This window comes from Pseudotamlana agarivorans (assembly GCF_001642835.1).
GTDB lineage: Bacteria > Bacteroidota > Bacteroidia > Flavobacteriales > Flavobacteriaceae > Pseudotamlana > Pseudotamlana agarivorans.
In genome coordinates this window covers 35,576-53,880 of the sequence record NZ_LXEI01000002.1, presented here as the reverse complement: position 1 = coordinate 53,880, position 18,305 = coordinate 35,576, and the positions used below count along the sequence as shown (strand labels likewise).

Below are 18,305 nucleotides of genomic sequence, written 5' to 3'. Positions count from 1 at the left end.
GTCTCAGTTTGCAGTGATTACTCGGGTGTGGTAATGTTTAGTTTTCAGTCGCGGTCGCGGTTTTCAGTAATTACTCGGGTGTGACTATATTAGTTTTCAGTCACAGTCCCAGTTATCAGGCAAACTCGGATTTATAAAATTAGTTATTAGTAACAGTTTTCAGTTTATCGGACTTCTTAAAACAAAAAAAAAGATGATTAAAAACTAGGTATTAATCATCTTTTTAAATTTATAGCTTTCGGCATCAGTCATCCGTCATCTGTCTTCCGTCATCTGTCTTCCGTCATTCTCATGTCAATTCTAATGTGTTTTATAAATTTCCTTTCTCTTTTTAAGCTGACGCTCTAAATCGCTAATGGTTTCTCTTACTGATACTTCAAAATTACGTTCATTAGAAGTTGCAAAAATTCTAGGGCCTGGTAAACTCAATTCAATATTGCAAATTTTACCTAAATCATGATCCTTTTCATCTTGTTTAAAATGTACCTCTGCACTTATTAAAAATTCGTATCTATTAAATATTTTCTCTAATTTCTCTTTTGTGAATTGTGAAAGTGTCTCACTTACATCTACGCCTACATATTGAAAATTTACTGTCATAATCGTTCTCTTTTAAGTATTAATATCCCTCCGAAGATACGAGTTTTAGAAAAAAGTGAACACAACAAAAATCATAAAATGCTATTAAAATTTTCATTAGAATAAATACAGCCTGCTTTCATTTCATATGATATAATAGTATTTTTGAAAGTTTAAAATCCTAGTTATTATGAAACTCGTTTTTGCAACCAACAATAAAAATAAAATCAAAGAAGTTCAAGCTTTGATTCCAAGTCATATCACCTTACTAAGTTTAACCGATATTGGTTGTACCGAGGATATTCCAGAAACACAAAACACCATAGAAGGTAATGCCTCTCAAAAAGCAAATTACATTAAAGACAACTATGGCTATGACTGTTTTGCAGACGATACAGGTTTAGAAGTTGAAGCACTAAACGGTGCGCCAGGTGTATATTCCGCAAGATATGCTGGCGAACAAAAGAATGACCAGGATAATATGGACAAACTTTTAAACGAGCTACAAGATAAATCTAACAGAAACGCCCAGTTCAAAACTGTAATCGCATTGCATATAAATGATACTTTACAAAATTTCACTGGAATTTGTAAAGGGGAAATTACAGATATTAAAATGGGAAGCCAAGGTTTTGGTTACGATCCTATTTTTAAACCAGAAGGATACACTGAAACATTTGCCCAGATGCCGCTATCGCTTAAAAACAGTATTGGGCATCGTGGCAAAGCTGTTGCGCTATTAGTGGCCTTTTTAAACCAAAAATAAATTAGAAAATCATCGTTTTTTTAACCCTAAATATCATTATTATTCCATTTTAAACACATTTTGTTTTAGAATGTTTAAAAAAACGAAACGCAGGTTGCCTGTTAATATTCTTTATGTTACTTTTAAATTATGACAGAGGAAGCCATTGAAAAAGAGAATGCCACTATTGCTAAGGCTTACAAGGAGCTACTGAAAGTTAGTTATACCACACTTACCAGTGACGATAAAAAATTAATTAGAAGTGCTTTTGAAGTTGCCTTAGATGGGCATAAAAATCAGCGTAGAAAATCGGGAGAAGCTTACATCTTCCACCCTATTGCTGTGGCTAAAATTGTGGCGCAAGAAATTGGATTAGACGCCACCTCTATTGCCGCGGCTTTACTTCACGATGTTGTTGAAGACAGTCCCGATTATGAAATTAAAGATATTGAAAACCGCTTTGGTAAAACCATAGCCCGCATTGTTGAAGGCCTTACTAAGATTTCTTCGCTTAGTAAAGAAAAAGACATGGATGTGTCGTTACAAGCCGAGAACTTTCGTAAAATGCTCTTAACGCTTAATGATGACGTTCGTGTTATTATTATTAAGATTGCAGACCGACTTCACAACATGCAAACCATGGATTCCATGCGTCCTGATAAACAGGATAAAATTGCATCAGAAACCTTATACATTTACGCGCCATTAGCGCATCGTATTGGGTTATACAACATAAAAACACAACTTGAAGACTTAAGTTTAAAGTATACAGAACCCGATGTTTATAACGATATTCTTCTTAAAATAAAAGAAAGCAAAGAAGAACAAGATCTTTATATTGAGCAATTTAGCGAGGTTATTAAAAATGCTTTAGACAAAGAAAAGTTTGAATATTCTATAAAAGGGCGACCAAAGTCTATCTTCTCCATCAGAAAGAAAATGCTTAATCAAGGGGTTTCTTTTGATGAAGTATATGATAAGTTTGCCATTAGAATCATATACAAAAGCGAGCCCGCTGATGAAAAGTTTCAGGCTTGGAAAATCTATTCTATAGTTACCGATCATTTTCGACCTAACCCCATGCGTTTACGCGATTGGATTACATCGCCAAAAACCACGGGTTACGAAGCGCTTCACATTACCGTTATGGGTCCTAAAGGACGTTGGGTTGAAGTACAGGTGCGTAGTGAACGTATGAACGAAATTGCAGAAAAAGGTTATGCTGCTCACTACAAATACAAAAACAACACCGAGAAAGAAGATAGTTTAGAAACTTGGATTAACAGGCTTCAAGAAGCCCTTGAAAGTCCTGAAATTAATGCTGTTGATTTTGTTGAGCAGTTTAAACTCAATCTTTATTCTCAAGAAATATTTGTTTTCACCCCTAATGGGGATTTAAAATCGCTCCCAAAAGGCGCTACTTCTTTAGATTTTGCCTTTAGTATTCATACCGAAATTGGCATGAAAACAAGAGGTGCTAAGGTAAACGGAAAACTGGTAACCTTAAGTCATGTGCTTGAAACTGGAGACCAAGTTGAAATATTAACTTCCGAAAGTGCTAAACCAAATCCGAACTGGCTCGATTATGCGACAACAGCAAGAGCTAGAGGGAAAATAAAATCGGCTTTAAAAGAAGACCGAAAACGTGTTGGCGAAGACGGTAAAGAAATTTTACGTCGTAAACTAAAACAATTAAAAATTACACTTAACGAAAAAACAATTAATGAACTTGTTAGATACTTTAAGCTAAAAACGAGTTTAGATTTGTTTTATCGTGTAGGCATTGGCTCTATAGACAATGTCATGATTAAAAACTTTGCAGCTTCGCGTAGTAATGCTTTAATGTCTTTCATTAAGAGTAAAATTACCAGAAAAGCGAATATTACTAAAGAAGAATTAGAGAAAAATGAGGTTACAACGAATTACGATTCACTAGTTTTTGGAAAAGAAGCTGAAAAACTGGATTACAAACTCGCTAATTGTTGCAACCCAATCCCTGGAGATAGTGTTTTTGGCTTTTTAACCGTTTCCGAAGGCATTAAAGTACACAAAAAAAACTGTCCGAATGCCTTAAGTCTACAGTCTAACTACGCTTACCGCATCATGACCGCCAAATGGGTAGATTCCACCCAGCAAGAATTTATGGCGCAAATTAAGCTCACGGGAATAGACCATATCGGCCTTGTTAACGAAATTACTACCATCGTTTCAGAAAATATGCATGTTAATATGAAAAGCATTAGTTTTGAAAGCGAGGACGGTTTGTTCTCTGGAAAAATCAACCTTGTAGTAAAAAACAACACCATTATTAAAAAGATTCTTGAAAAACTAAAAAAAATTAATGGTATAGATAAGGTTACTAGAGTGTAAAAAATGTGTAAATTTGCACACGGAAATTATGAATGCAAAATCGGATACAAAAAATCAGGATATCGTAAAAAATGTTTTTACGAGCTTTTTAGAAAATAACGGGCACCGTAAAACGCCAGAACGTTATGCTATATTGCAGGAAATATATAATAGTGAAGAACATTTTGATATAGAGTCTCTATATCTTAATATGAAAAACAAAAAGTACCGCGTGTCTCGCGCAACACTTTATAACACTATAGAACTACTTTTAGAATGTGGTTTGGTAAGAAAACATCAATTCGGACAAAACCAAGCCCATTACGAGAAATCATACTTCGATAGACAACACGACCATGTTATTTTAACCGATACCGGTGAAGTGATAGAGTTTTGTGACCCTAGAATTGAATCGATCAAAAAAACTATTGAAGAAGTTTTCGATATTAAAATTAACAACCACTCACTCTATTTTTACGGAAATAGAAAATCAACAACAAATAACTAATATTCACAATGGCGGTAGACTTACTACTAGGATTACAATGGGGAGACGAAGGCAAAGGAAAGATTGTTGACGTTCTTACCACAAACTATAATATTATAGCTCGTTTTCAAGGTGGTCCAAATGCAGGACACACTCTAGTTTTTAACGGTAAAAAACATGTTTTACATACTATTCCTTCAGGAATTTTCCATGATAACGCTACCAATTTAGTAGGAAACGGCGTTGTTATAGACCCTGTAATTTTTAAAGGTGAACTTGATAAACTTGAAGAACAAGACGTTGATTATAGAAAATCATTACTTATTTCAAGAAAAGCACATATCATTTTACCTACGCATCGTTTATTAGATGCTGCTAGTGAAGCTTCAAAAGGTAAAGCTAAAATTGGATCGACTCTTAAAGGAATTGGCCCAACATACATGGATAAAACTGGAAGAAACGGTATTCGTGTTGGTGATTTAGAATTAAGCGACTGGAAAGAACGATACAGAGCATTGGCTGATAAACACGAGTCAATGATTAAATTTTACAATGTTGAATTAGAATACAACTTAGATGAGTTAGAAGTTGAATTTTTTAAAGCTGTTGAAGTTTTAAAATCTTTAAAATTTATCGATTCTGAAGAATATATATACCAATCTCAAAAATCTGGACAATCCATTCTTGCTGAAGGTGCTCAAGGTTCATTATTAGATATCGACTTCGGAACTTATCCGTTTGTAACATCTAGTAATACAACTGCTGCTGGTGCTTGTACAGGTTTAGGTGTTGCGCCGAACCAAATTGGAGAAGTTTTTGGTATTTTTAAAGCTTACACCACACGTGTTGGATCTGGCCCATTCCCTACCGAACTTTTTGATGAAGATGGAGCGACTATGGCCAAAGTTGGAAATGAATTTGGAGCTACTACAGGACGACCAAGACGTTGCGGTTGGTTAGACCTTGTAGCTTTAAAATATGCTTGTCAAGTTAATGGGGTTACTCAATTAATGATGATGAAAGGTGATGTGCTTTCTGGTTTTAAAACCTTAAAAGTATGTACAGCTTACAAATATAAAGGTGAAGAAATATCGCATCTTCCATATAACATAGAACCAGAAAATGTAGAACCTGTTTATACCGAATTTAGTGGTTGGAATGAAGATTTAACAGAAATGTCTGAAGCTTCTCAAATGCCAAAAGCTCTAAACGACTACATCGAATTTTTAGAAAAAGAATTAGAAACGCCTATTACTATTGTATCTGTTGGACCAGACAGAAAACAAACTATTTTTAGACAGAAATAGTAGCGTTGATACATTTTAAAATACATGAAAGACCACATTAAATGTGGTCTTTTTTTATACCTGCTCTTTGCTTAATATTTTTCCCCAAGTACCCTCATTTTCTCTTTACTCACATTAACTAAAATCCATGTCTTAAGTATTAATTAGTTATGATATTCTAGCCAGATCCTTTTTTCGAGTTCATACCTTCTATCCGTACAATTATCTCTTTCATTAAAAAATTCATATACAGGCTTCATAAACTTGTTTAAAATCTTCACCGAAGCAACATTGGCTATATTAACATCAGCCGTAACTTTACTTTCTTTCATTTCCTCGAAATAATATTTCAACATCCCTTTGGTCGTTTCTGCACCGTATCCATTTCCCCAATAAGCTTCTCTAAAACGATAACCTAATTCTTTTTCATCGGCATCATTTATTAGAAATAGAGCAAGTCCTATCAATTCGGTTTTACCTTTTATAAATATGCCACAAGAACACTTCCGTTTACTTAAATCATTTAAATTTATATTCAGGCTTTTTTCAAATCGTTCTGTTATTTGTTTATCCGTAAATGCCTTCTGTGGAATTAGCTCTAAAACTCTTGAATCAGTAAAAAGTTCAGCAAAATATTTTTTATCCGATTTTTCTAAACTTCTAATAATTAATCTTTCAGTTTCAAAAATTTTCATTTCATAGTTTTGTTTATTTTTAAAAAACCTTAGGAGATTCCCTTATTTTTGTCCATTTATTATCTCCCTAATACCTTCAAGCACATCAGGCCTACCACCAAAACCTCTATGTATTCCATCTTTTATAGTAATTAATGTATCTGCTGGTTTAAAACAATCTTTAAGCTTTAATGATGAGCCGTAATATATGAGCCTATCTGCTGTACCATGAAAAATTGTGACCGGTGCTTTTACCTTTTTTATATGTTCCGCATTATCCAAGTTATATCGCAATAACAAATCTGTCGGTAAGTACCGTAAATATTTGAGTTTTGGTAACGTTAGGTTTTTTGCCAAGTCCTTCATGCTTTTATAAGGTGAAATCAGGATAAGTTGACTCGGACTATTATTTGCAGCGAGATAACTTGCTACTCCAGAACCTAATGAAACACCGATAATAATGATTTCATCTTCCTTATACCCCCTTTCTAATAAAATATCATAAGCTGCTTGGCCATCCTTATACATTTGTAAGTCATTATTATAACAACCTTGACTTTTTCCATACCCTCTATAATCCATGACGTAAAAATCGAAACCTTCGTCATTGTATATTTTTGCTACTTCATTTTGATTTGAAATATTTCCTCCAGCTCCCTTTAAAGTGAGAATGACTCCTTTAGAAGGTTGTATTTCTGATTTAAATAATAAAGAATTGATCTTAATACTGTCCTCTACATCAAAATTAATTTCCTCAAAATTGCCTTGAAAATCGTATTTTAAATTGTTAGGTAGTTTTACTGGATTCATGAAAATAAAAGAACCTTGATTATAATAGAACCATATACATACACCCAGATAAAACAGGATAAGTAGACTTCCGATTATTTTGATACTTTTAATAAAAATTCGTTCCATTTTCTAGGCATTATAGTGATACTCATCCGATATTTACAAGGATAGTTATGGGTTTACGTTCAAAAATTTTTAGCAATAATATCTGAAGTATCAAATATGAAACCACATTTTATTAGCACTAAATCACCAATATTTTTTACTTTTCGGCTATAGTTTATTTTATTTTCCAAGATTCATAAACTTTTGCATACAAGTCTAAGTTACAGTCAAAATTTTCCTTTGTTCCCGTTAATGTGAGCATCATTGATTCATTATCCTTAAAACTATACACCATTATATTCCTCCTCTTTTTCCCATTTATTCTGCTTTTTGTTTCTACAATTAACTTTCTAATTGGGTAATTGTTTGAAGTTAAATTCTCGGTTTCAAGAATTTTAAAATTTTCTTTATAATATCCTTTTAAGAATGAAATGTATTCTATGTAACCACCTTCAAAACTGCTTTCTTTTGATTTAACATGCTTAACTCCAATTGCTTCAACAGGATTCATATCGCTATCAGATTTAGGCTTCATAATTGTTAAACTTAGTGAATTTGAATAAAACATTTTATTTTCTTCCCAATTTTCAGGCACTTTAATTTCGTACTTTTCATGTTCTATTGTTTTTAGTTTTTGAGAATAAATAAGTGAAATGTTTAAAAAGACACTTAAAATTATAATTTTTTTTACCATTGCGTTCTAGTTACGTTGTATTCTTATTACATATTTAGTATTTAATGATTTTTGGATTTCATATTTAGAAAATGACTTTATTTTTTTATCAAATAGTCCTTGTTTATTCAATAAGTTAAGTTTTTCCTTTTGATTTAAACCATATTCTGTTCTAAAAACAAATACGGAATCTTTACTGTAGTCCTTATCTTTATATATGGTATAAAAAGAAGAGGTATCATCTCCTTTTTTATCCAATTTTATTTCATAAATATCTCCCTCTTAAGGAAATGTTATATATCTATGATAATTATTATTGTTGCAACTAATACTAATAGAGATTGAAGTTTAAAATTCATTTTTTGTTCTTACACTTATACAACAAACGATAATATAAAACATATGGCATTATTCAAAGTGATCATATTTATTAATTTTAGAATGCTTCATAATTTTTGAAGCGTTTTTAGATTCCATATCATAAATCATTTTTTTAATCGTTATTTTTGCGACAAATTTTTTATACTTTGAATAAACTTCAAGTCTTACTATTATTATTAATTGTTTGTTTTGTTTCGGTGAATAACGCTCAAGAGAAACGCAAAATTCAAATTGAGTACGCTGGTAAACTCACCATAGACGAAGAAAATTATCCCGGCGCGAAGGTTCTAACCCGTGACGACAAGCAGCAAGTTCATATAATTCATGGCGGCTCCAACATGTGGTGCGACAAAGCCATTCACTACGGTGAAGAAAATTTTGTTGAAGCTTATGGTAATGTTTCTGTAAAACAAGGCGACACCATTAATATGACATCCAAATATGTGGAGTATAGTGGTATAACCGAACTTGCTTTTGCTAGTGGTGATGTGGTTTTAACAGATCCGAATTCTACTATTTCTTCAGACACCCTTTACTTTGATCGTGTAAAACAACAAGCTTTTTATAGAAATGGCGGTAAAGTTGTAAAAGATTCGTCTGGTACAATTACCAGTAAAATTGGTAGATATTACATGGATATCAAAAAATACCAATTTGTAAAAGATGTGGTTTTAGTTAATAAAGAATCAACTATCAATTCTGATTACTTCGATTTTTATTCCGATACAGGCTTTGCATATCTTTTTGGACCTTCCACCATCACCACTGAAACCAGTAAAACCTATTGTGAAAAAGGATTTTATGACACTAAATTAGAAGTCGGATACGCCATTAAAAATGCGAGAATAGATTACGACCATAGAATTATTGAAGGAGACAGTTTATATTTTGATAACAATCAAAACTTTGCATCAGCAACCAATAACATCAAAGTAACAGACACCCTCAATAAAAGTGTGATAAAAGGGCATTATGCCGAAGTTTACAAGGCAAAAGACTCCCTTTTTATTACCAAACGAGCCTTAGCCATAACCGTTCAAGAAAAAGATTCTGTGTTCATGCACGCCGATAAAATTATGGTTACCGGAAAACCCGATAATCGTATTGTGAATGCTTACTATAACGCCAAACTTTTTAAATCGGATATTACAGGGAAATCAGATTCTATTTATGCGAATCAAAAAACAGGGATCACCAAATTAATAAACATTCCGAGGCTATCGGCTGGCGATAAATTTGCAAAAGCACGTAAACCCGTCTTATGGAATTTCGAAAACCAAATGACCGGTGATACCATTCATTTAATTTCAAATAATAAAACAGAAAAAATAGATTCACTTTTAGTTTTTAACCATGCTTTCATTATTAGCAAAGACACTTTAAGCACAGATGGTTACAACCAAATTTACGGCTTAAGACTGGTGGGGTTATTTAATGATGAAAATGTTTTAAGAGAGGTTAACATCATTAAAAATGCCGAATCCATATTCTACGCACGTAATGAAAACCAAGAACTTATAGGGATTGATAAAGCCAAGTCGGGAAGTATTAAAATATTATTTGCTGAAGGCGATATTGAAGAATATTCCAGATTTAACCAAGTAGACGGCGATTTAATTCCGGAATCGAAATACCCTCAAAAAGACAAACGCCTCAAGGGTTTCGATTGGCGTGAAGAGGAACGCCCCAAAAGCGTAGAAGATCTTTTTAGTGACGACCCTCCGTTGGAATTACCTGTTATTAAAGGCCTCGAAGATTATATACCATCGGGTCAATTCTTTGATCAAGACATGTTGGAGCGCATAAAATTAGCAGGAAAAGGGGAACCTCATCATAATAAAGCTGCTAGAAATATTCCTATTGACCATGAGTCAAAAAACTTGATTGAATACCCTAATGAATTTGAGCATCCAAGATGGTTTAAATCGGCAGTTAAAGCAAACATTAGCTCCATGGCAACGCCTGACGGTAAAAGTGTCGCCGATGAAATTACGGGGCTAGGAGAAAGCGACGGTCATATTTATCAAGTATTAAGCCATACCGAAGGTACTTTCAAATTCTCAATTTGGATGAAAGGCAAAGGAAAAACAAGACTACGTTTTCAAAGAGCGGATAAAGATTATGCCGTTTATAACACCCTAGTTATCAACCTTACTGATGACTGGAAGGAATATACCCTAACGGGCACTAAAAAGGCAGACGGCAGCAAGTTGCGATGTTTAATTAGTGATATTCAAACCGACGACACCATATACATGTGGGGCGCAAAAGTTATTGAAGTAAAAAAGGAATAAAAGTATATGATTTCAGATTTTTTTAAATACCAAGCGCAAACCTCAACACATCCCCTAGCGATGGAAGTTTCGCATGCTTCTGGCTCGTATATTTATGATATCGCTAACAAAAGGTATTTAGATTTTGTTGCTGGAGTTTCAGCTTGCCCATTAGGTCATAACCACCCTAAAGTGGTTAGTGCCATTAAGACGCAACTGGACAAATACATGCACGTCATGGTTTACGGTGAATACGCACAGCAACCCGCCGTGGAACTGACCAAACTTATCGCTAATCACCTACCCGCTCCTTTCGAGAAAACCTATTTAACCAACTCGGGAACAGAAGCTATTGAAGGCGCCTTGAAACTAGCTAGACGCGCTACGGGACGCAGCGAATTTATAGCTGCAAAAACCGCTTATCACGGCAATACCATGGGGTCTATGAGTGTTATGGGTTATGAAGAGCGTAAACAAGCTTTCAGACCTTTAATTCCTGATGTCAGATTCATTCAGTTTAATGATGAAGCTGATTTAAATCTAATCACATCTAAAACAGCTTGTGTGATTTTAGAAACCATTCAGGGTGGCGCTGGATTTATTGAGCCTCAAGATGATTACTTAGCTAAAGTTAGAGCACGATGCCATGAGGTTGGAGCCCTTTTAATTTTAGATGAAATTCAGCCTGGTATCGGCCGTACAGGAAAACTTTTCGGATTTGAAAACTACAACTGTGTTCCAGATATTATCGTGTCGGGAAAAGGCCTTGGAGGCGGCATGCCCATAGGAGCCTTTACCGCGTCTAGTGCCCTTATGGATTTATTACAAGATAAACCCAAGCTTGGTCATATTACGACGTTTGGAGGGCATCCCGTAATTGCAGCTTCAGCTTTAGCGACTTTAAAGGAAATTACAGAAACCAATTTAATGGCTGAAGCTTTAGAAAAAGAAGCCCTTTTTAAAAAGCATTTGGTACACCCATTAATTTCAGAAATAAGAGGAAAAGGCCTTATGTTAGCCTTAATTTTACCAACGTCTGACATTGTAAACCAGCTGATTTTAACCGCTCAAGACCGAGGATTAATCTTGTTCTGGCTACTTTTTGAGCCTAAAGCAGTAAGAATTACCCCGCCTTTAACGGTTTCAAATGAAGAAATAATTGAAGGATGTCAGGTGATTTTAGACATTCTTGATGAAATTCAGTCTTCTTGACCAAAATTTAACCATTTGATTATCAATCACAAACAAATAAATATTCGACGAAACACGACCTTTGTTGATTACTTTGTTGAAAACATTTAGTCCTTTTACGACTAACCTTTAAATAGAATAGTAACTTTAATAAAGTTGAACCTCACAAATGTGCTTATGGAGTTTAGTCAGGATGACAACAATAATTTGCCGCTTACCAAGTTTGAATCGATGTTAAAAACAAATCATGTTTTATTCTTTGATTCTGAAGAATTTGAAAACATCATTCATCATTATCTTAATCAGGGTAAAATAGCATTGGCAAAGAAAGCTATTAAGTTAGGATTAGATCAACATCCAACTTCCATCAACTTAAGGCTTTTTAAAGTTGAAATATTTGTTTTCGAAGACAAACTCATAGAAGCCGACACCTTATTAAGTGAATTGTACAGTTTAGATCCTAATAACGAGGAAATCTACATTCAAAAAGCCAATATTTTTTCTAAACAAGATGATCATAAACAGGCTATTTCTGTTTTAAAAAAGGCACTAGAACTTACCGATGATGTTATAGACCTTTATTCCCTTATAGGAATGGAATATTTATTTTTAGACAATTTTGAAGAAGCTAAAGTTTACTTCATGAAATGTTTAGAATCCGATCTGGAAGATTACTCGGCTTTATATAACATCATTTATTGCTTTGAATTTTTAAATCAGCATGAAGATGCCATTTCATATTTAAACCTATTTTTAGATAAAAATCCATACTGTGAAGTCGCTTGGCACCAGTTAGGTAAACAATATTATCTTTTAAAAGATTATAAAAAAGCTTTAGCAGCTTACGACTTTGCCATCATTTCCGATGATACTTTTGTTGGCGCCTATTTAGAGCGTGGAAAAGTTTTAGAAAAACTAAAACGTTTTAAAGATGCCATTGAAAATTATACGATTACGTTAACTCTAGACGACCCTACTTCTTTTGCATTACTGCGAATTGGAAACTGCTACGAACAATTAGGGAACCATGAGTTAGCGCTTCAATATTATGACAGAACCGTTCATGAGGATCCTTTATTAGATAAAGGGTGGATAGCCATTACGAAGTTTTACAAAAAAAAGAACGACTACCAAAAAGCCTTATATTATATAAATAAAGCGATAAATATCGATTCTGAAAATGTGACGTATTGGAAGCTTTATTCACAAATTAACCACAGGCTAAATTTCTTTGAAGAAGCCGAAAGAGGATACAAAAAAACCTTAGAATTAGGAAATTACGAGTTAAACACCTGGTTATCACGTGGCGATTTACTAATAAAATTAGGTGAAGCTGAAGCAGCCATATATAACTTCGAACAAGCCATAGAGTTTTATCCGGAAAATGCCGAGATTGAATACCGATTGGCAGGCTTATATTTTCAATTAAACGAAAATGACAAGGGGAGTTTTCATTTAAAAAACGGCCTAAAACACAATCATGAATACTATTTTATTATTGATGAATTGTTTCCAAAAGTTTCTAATAAACGGTTGGTAAAGAAAATACTTAAAACAAATCTGTAACACATCCTTTAATTAAATTGTATACCTTTGGTTTTCTTAAAAAACCGACTATGCAACGACGTTTTAGTGACTACTTAATCATTACATTTAAAGGGTTAGCTATGGGGGCTGCCGATGCCGTTCCAGGGGTTTCTGGAGGAACAATCGCTTTTATTTCTGGAATTTATGAAGAGTTAATTTCCACGATAAGCAATGTTAATGCATCCCTTTTTAAAACACTATTCAGTAAAGGTTTTAAGGCCTTTTGGACGCAGCTTAATGGCAATTTTATTTTAGCCCTTTTAACAGGTATTATAATCAGTTTTGTGACTTTCATGAAACTGGCAAGCTACCTCCTTATTTATTACCCTATTTTAATATGGTCCTTCTTTTTCGGTCTCATACTTGCAAGCATTTATTTTGTTGGAAAACAAATTACCAAATGGAATGCAGCCACTATTATAGCTCTTATTTTAGGAGCATCAGTTGCTTTTTATATTAGTAAAATGCCTTCTCTAGGCACTAATGATAGTTCCCTATTTTTATTCTTTGCTGGTGCCCTTGCCATTTGTGCTATGATTCTACCAGGAATTTCAGGTTCGTTTATTTTAATCATTCTAGGCGCATACAAAACCTTAAGTGATGCGATTCACGATATCGATATCAAAAAAATAATCATTTTTGGCTCTGGTGCAGTAATTGGATTACTTAGCTTTAGTCATGTATTAAAATGGCTCTTTAAACACTACCATAACGTGACATTAGCCGTTTTAACAGGTTTTATTTTTGGCTCTTTAAACAAAGTATGGCCATGGAAAAACACGCTTACTTGGCATAACAGCTCGAAAGGCATAAAAACACCTTTACTTCAAGAAAGCATTTCTCCTTTTAATTTTGAAGGCGATAATTATGTGCTTTTAGCCGTAGGTTTAATGATTCTAGGATTTTTAACTATTTTTATTCTTGAAAAATTAGGTTCTAAAAAACAGTAATGCAAAGTACCAGAACATTCACCGATAAACTTTTTCTAGTTCTAAAAGGATTAGGTATGGGCGCTGCCAATAAGGTGCCTGGAGTTTCTGGTGGTGTTGTTGCCTTTGTAGCTGGCTTTTATGAAGAATTTATTTATTCCTTAAAAAAGGTGAATAAAAAGGCTTTTGGACTCCTCTTTAATGGACGCTATAAAAGCTTTTTCCATTATATCAATGGGCGTTTTTTAAGCTTGCTTTTTCTTGGTATGCTTATTAGCTATTTCAGTATTTCCAAAGTATTGGATTTTCTTATTAAGCATTATGAGTTGTATGTTTGGAGCGTATTCTTCGGCATGATTATCGGATCCATTTATTACATTTACAAAGATTTTGACGATTGGAATTCTAAAACCTACCTTTCTCTTGGTATAGGTATAATCATTGGTTTAAGTATTAGTTTTTTAAATCCTGCTAAAGAAAATGACAACCTGTGGTTTGTGTTTTTCTGCGGCATCATTAGTGTATCCGGCATGACCTTACCCGGATTTTCTGGATCCTTTATCCTCATCCTTTTAGGTAATTACGTGCTACTATTAGTAGATTCAGTTAATGCACTATACGATACCGCTTCAGAAATTATTACTGGTGATTTCAGTTTTGTTGAAAATGCCAAACGCATTAGAATGCTTAAAATATTGGCCGTTTTTACTGCTGGTTCAATAACCGGTTTGGTTTCCTTTTCACACCTTTTAAGTTATATTTTAAAACGCTATAAAAGCATCACCCTTTCTTCTATTATCGGATTTATTGTGGGGTCACTTGGCGTGGTTTGGCCTTGGAAAGAAACCGTCTATAGAACGCATGAAAGCGGGCATTTGTTAAAAGACTCCAAAGGACAACATATTGTACACAATTACCACCGTTATATACCAGAACTTCATACCGAAACCTACTTGGCCTTAACCTTTATCATTTTAGGCATTGCCATTGTTTTAGGATTAGAGTGGTACGGACAAAAAACTAGAAAAACCACATGAACAAACTAGGATTATTAGGAAAAAATATTTCTTATTCATTTTCCAGAGCATACTTCAAAGAAAAATTTGAAAACGAAGCCATTACAGATGCATCTTATGAAAATTTCGATATCGAAGACATTAAAAATTTTCCAGATATCATAAAAAACACCCCAAATTTAAAAGGCTTAAACGTTACCATTCCATATAAGGAAGACGTTATGCCCTACCTTGATAAAATTAACAAAAAAGCCAAAGCCATAGGTGCTGTTAACACGATACGAATCACCAAAAAAGGAAAACTTATAGGATACAATACCGACTGTTATGGGTTTAAAAAAACCTTAGAACCTTTTGTGAAACCACATCATAAAAAGGCCTTAATTTTAGGTACAGGAGGCGCTAGTAAAGCTGTAGCCTATAGTCTTAAAGAATTGGGAATTGAATACGCTTATGTCTCTAGAAAACTATCCAATCACGTACAATTTTCATACGATACCCTAACGGAAAATGATGTTAAAAATCATGAAGTTATTATCAACTGTACGCCGCTAGGAACCTTCCCAGATATAGAAGACTGTCCGAACATTCCTTACCAAGGTATAGGTGAAAACCATATTCTTTTCGATTTAATTTACAATCCAGAACAAACGACATTTTTGGGTCATGGCAAAAAAAATGGCGCCACTATTATAAACGGCGCTAATATGCTAAAACTACAAGCCGAAAAATCTTGGTCGATTTGGGATCTTTATTAAATCATCTATAATTCAACAGGTTAAACTTTTTAAATATGCTAAAAAACGGTCTTTTTTCGGCCATTTTTTAGCATATTTCATTCATAGCCCTGCTATGCATTTCAAAAAAGGTTTCAATTGACTAAAAAAAATTTAAATTTCGATTAAACGCAAGAAGGTTAAATAAGTTAAAACACTAGCATGTCCTTTGTTTATACTTTACTTGTTAGTATCTTTAAACTCGAAAATAATTGATGAACCTTAACATTTTTAAAAATGTCTGACAACGAGAAATCACAAAAACCGGAAGAAGTTGATACACCTAATTCTATTGAAAATTCTACAGAATTAAATGAGAATCAAAACTTGGAATCAACATCGAATGCTGAAGTAGAAACTGTAAATTCTGTTGAAGACGCTAATGAAAGTGCTGAATCAGAAACTATTAAAAATTCAGCTGATGCTGATGACCAAGATGAAGTCTTAAATGAAATTGACGAATCGAATGCTGAAGACGCTGAAGATGAAGGAAATAAAGATCGTCATAAAATAGAAGTTAAAGAGTACGACACCATGTCGTTAGAAGCTTTGGCCATAGAGTTGGAACGCCTTGTTTCAACCGAAAAAATTCAGGCCATTCGTAACCATGTTAATAGCTTAAATTCAGAATTTAAGCAAAAACTACAATCTATTATTGATGAGAAGAAAGAAGACTTTATCAATGATGGTGGTAATGAAATAGACTTCTACTTTTCATCTCCTGTTCAAAAAAGATACAAGGATGCCTATAAAGTATACCGCACAAAACTTAATGAACATTACCAAAGTTTAGAGAAAAACTTAAAACAAAATTTAGAAGATAAATTAGCGATCATTGAAGAGTTAAAAGGACTAATTAACGTTGAAGAAAACATTAATACCACCTACAAACACTTTAAAGATCTACAGGAACGCTGGAGAACTACAGGTCCGATTCCAAGAGATAAATATAACAATGCTTGGAATAGCTACCACCACCATGTGGAGCTGTTTTATGACTTCTTACATTTAAACCGCGACTTACGTGATTTAGATTTCAAACATAATCTAGAAAAAAAGTTATTAATTATTGAGCGCGCCGAGGAGTTATCTAAAGACGATAACGTGATGCGTGCTTTTAGAGAACTTCAAGAACTACATAAAATGTGGAAAGAAGAGCTTGGTCCTGTAGGCCAAGAGCATCGCGAAGAAATCTGGGAGCGTTTTAAAGCGGCTACAAAAATTATTAACGACAAACGTCATGCTTATTACCAAGAAATTGACAAAGTATACGAAAAGAATCTAGAGAAGAAGCTTGAAATCATTGAAAAAATAAAAGCTATTAGCGCCACGGGTTGTAAATCTCATGGTACGCTTCAGAAGAAAATTAAACAAATTGAAGCCTTACGTGAAGAATTTTTCAATGCCGGAAAAGTGCCTTTAAAAGTGAACGAAAAAACATGGGCAGAGTTTAAAGAGGCTGTAAGAACTTTTAACAGACAGAAAAATAGCTTTTATAAAGATTTAAAAAAGGAACAGTACCACAACCTTCAATTAAAATTAGACTTGATTAAGGTGGCCGAGGATAATAAGGAAAGTGACGATTTTGAAACGGTGACGCCATTAATGAAGAAAATTCAAAGTGAATGGAAAAAAATTGGTCACGTTCCTAGAAAAGACAGCGATAAAATCTGGAAGCAATTTAAAGCGGCTTGTAATTATTATTTTGATAGAATTCATGCTAAAAGAAATGCGGCAAGCGCTGAACAAACGGAGGCTTACAATAAGAAAAACGAGTTTTTAAATAGCTTAAAAGATCTTAAGCTACCTGAAGACAAAACAGAAAGTATTGCGTTAATTAAAGAGAAAATTAAAGATTGGCAGGCTTTAGGTCGTGTCCCTCAAGACAAACGTTATATTGATGCTAAGTTTCAAAAAGCAACCGATCAACTGTTGTCCAACTTAGATCTTGATAAGGTGGAGGCTGAAATGATTAAGTACGAAAACAAATTGGATGTCCTTAACGCTGCAGATGATGATAACAGAAACTTAGACAATGAACGCGTATTCATTAGAAAGAAGATCGACGAAGTTAAAAGTCAGATTAATCAATTGGAGAACAACTTACAGTTTTTCACTAATGTGGAAGATGATAATCCTTTAGTTAAGGAGGTTCATAACAACATTAAACTTCATGAAGAGTCTTTAGAATTATGGAAATCTAAACTCAGAAAAGTTAAGGATCTCTACTAATAAAGAGTTCTTCTTAAACATATTTTAAAAGCGAAAAGCCCTGTGAAAACAATTATTCACAGGGCTTTTCTATATATAATGATTTACTTGGGTCATTTTTTAATTTTCATAAACTCTCAATAAATAAAGATTAACTGCTGTAGGTAACCACACCTACAGCAGCTCCATTAATCTTTAAAAACCAAACTAAACTAACTTTATGAAAAAAATGTAATTACTTCTAATTACAC

16 protein-coding genes are annotated in these 18,305 nt (G+C 33.7%); 11 read left to right on the top strand and 5 right to left on the bottom strand.

All coding sequences use genetic code 11. The features are described from left to right. Positions 1 to 300 precede the first annotated feature (300 nt). Positions 301 to 600, bottom strand: coding sequence for a ribosome hibernation-promoting factor, HPF/YfiA family (hpf, locus tag A6I66_RS03610; protein WP_067145704.1), 300 nt, complete (start codon positions 598 to 600; stop codon positions 301 to 303). A 169-nt stretch (positions 601 to 769) separates the two neighbouring features. Between hpf and A6I66_RS03605 the strand changes: the two genes are divergently transcribed. The 4 genes from A6I66_RS03605 (at position 770) to A6I66_RS03590 (ending at position 5,467) form a co-directional block, all read left to right on the top strand. Beyond that, positions 770 to 1,345 (top strand): non-canonical purine NTP diphosphatase, encoded by a 576-nt coding sequence (locus A6I66_RS03605; RefSeq protein ID WP_067145702.1) that lies wholly within the window; start codon positions 770 to 772, stop codon positions 1,343 to 1,345. Positions 1,346 to 1,474: 129 nt separating this feature from the next. Further along, positions 1,475 to 3,694 (top strand): RelA/SpoT family protein, encoded by a 2,220-nt coding sequence (locus A6I66_RS03600; RefSeq protein WP_067145700.1) that lies wholly within the window; start codon positions 1,475 to 1,477, stop codon positions 3,692 to 3,694. A 28-nt stretch (positions 3,695 to 3,722) separates the two neighbouring features. Next, positions 3,723 to 4,181, top strand: coding sequence for a Fur family transcriptional regulator (locus A6I66_RS03595; RefSeq protein ID WP_067145697.1), 459 nt, complete (start codon positions 3,723 to 3,725; stop codon positions 4,179 to 4,181). 8 nt (positions 4,182 to 4,189) lie between these two features. Next, positions 4,190 to 5,467 carry an adenylosuccinate synthase gene (locus A6I66_RS03590; protein ID WP_067145695.1) on the top strand — a complete coding sequence of 426 codons (1,278 nt, stop codon included), beginning with the start codon at positions 4,190 to 4,192 and terminating at the stop codon, positions 5,465 to 5,467. Positions 5,468 to 5,610: 143 nt separating this feature from the next. Here the strand turns inward: A6I66_RS03590 and A6I66_RS03585 are convergent, their stop codons facing one another. The 4 genes from A6I66_RS03585 to A6I66_RS03570 all read right to left on the bottom strand — a co-directional run bounded on the left by A6I66_RS03585 (position 5,611) and on the right by A6I66_RS03570 (position 7,948). Further along, positions 5,611 to 6,141, bottom strand: coding sequence for a GNAT family N-acetyltransferase (locus A6I66_RS03585; RefSeq protein ID WP_067145694.1), 531 nt, complete (start codon positions 6,139 to 6,141; stop codon positions 5,611 to 5,613). Between the two features lie 42 nt (positions 6,142 to 6,183). Then, positions 6,184 to 6,930 carry an alpha/beta hydrolase gene (locus tag A6I66_RS03580; protein WP_211267534.1) on the bottom strand — a complete coding sequence of 249 codons (747 nt, stop codon included), beginning with the start codon at positions 6,928 to 6,930 and terminating at the stop codon, positions 6,184 to 6,186. A 262-nt stretch (positions 6,931 to 7,192) separates the two neighbouring features. Continuing rightward, positions 7,193 to 7,711, bottom strand: coding sequence for a hypothetical protein (locus tag A6I66_RS03575; RefSeq protein WP_067145693.1), 519 nt, complete (start codon positions 7,709 to 7,711; stop codon positions 7,193 to 7,195). 6 nt (positions 7,712 to 7,717) lie between these two features. Continuing rightward, on the bottom strand, positions 7,718 to 7,948 hold the full coding sequence (locus A6I66_RS03570; protein WP_067145692.1) for a hypothetical protein: 231 nt from the start codon (positions 7,946 to 7,948) through the stop codon (positions 7,718 to 7,720). Between the two features lie 269 nt (positions 7,949 to 8,217). Here A6I66_RS03570 and A6I66_RS03565 point away from each other — a divergent pair, with 269 nt between their 5' ends. The 7 genes from A6I66_RS03565 (at position 8,218) to A6I66_RS03535 (ending at position 18,075) form a co-directional block, all read left to right on the top strand. Continuing rightward, complete coding sequence (locus tag A6I66_RS03565) at positions 8,218 to 10,365, top strand: OstA-like protein (protein ID WP_067145690.1); 2,148 nt, start codon at positions 8,218 to 8,220, stop codon at positions 10,363 to 10,365. 6 nt (positions 10,366 to 10,371) lie between these two features. Next, a complete protein-coding gene (locus tag A6I66_RS03560; RefSeq protein WP_067145688.1) occupies positions 10,372 to 11,556 on the top strand; it encodes an aspartate aminotransferase family protein in 1,185 nt (394 codons plus the stop codon). 156 nt (positions 11,557 to 11,712) lie between these two features. Further along, on the top strand, positions 11,713 to 13,101 hold the full coding sequence (locus A6I66_RS03555) for a tetratricopeptide repeat protein (protein WP_067145684.1): 1,389 nt from the start codon (positions 11,713 to 11,715) through the stop codon (positions 13,099 to 13,101). A gap of 50 nt (positions 13,102 to 13,151) precedes the next feature. Further along, positions 13,152 to 14,072, top strand: coding sequence for a DUF368 domain-containing protein (locus A6I66_RS03550; protein ID WP_067145682.1), 921 nt, complete (start codon positions 13,152 to 13,154; stop codon positions 14,070 to 14,072). Then, positions 14,072 to 15,088 (top strand): DUF368 domain-containing protein, encoded by a 1,017-nt coding sequence (locus tag A6I66_RS03545; RefSeq protein WP_067145679.1) that lies wholly within the window; start codon positions 14,072 to 14,074, stop codon positions 15,086 to 15,088. Before A6I66_RS03550 ends, A6I66_RS03545 begins: the two co-directional genes overlap by 1 nt. Then, entirely contained in the window at positions 15,085 to 15,825 is a 741-nt protein-coding gene (locus A6I66_RS03540) for a shikimate dehydrogenase family protein (RefSeq protein WP_067145677.1), read from the top strand. The genes A6I66_RS03545 and A6I66_RS03540 overlap by 4 nt, the downstream gene beginning before the upstream one ends. Positions 15,826 to 16,080: 255 nt before the next feature. After that, positions 16,081 to 18,075: a DUF349 domain-containing protein gene (locus tag A6I66_RS03535; RefSeq protein ID WP_067145676.1), complete on the top strand. Its 1,995-nt coding sequence runs from the start codon at positions 16,081 to 16,083 to the stop codon at positions 18,073 to 18,075. Positions 18,076 to 18,305: the final 230 nt, after the last annotated feature.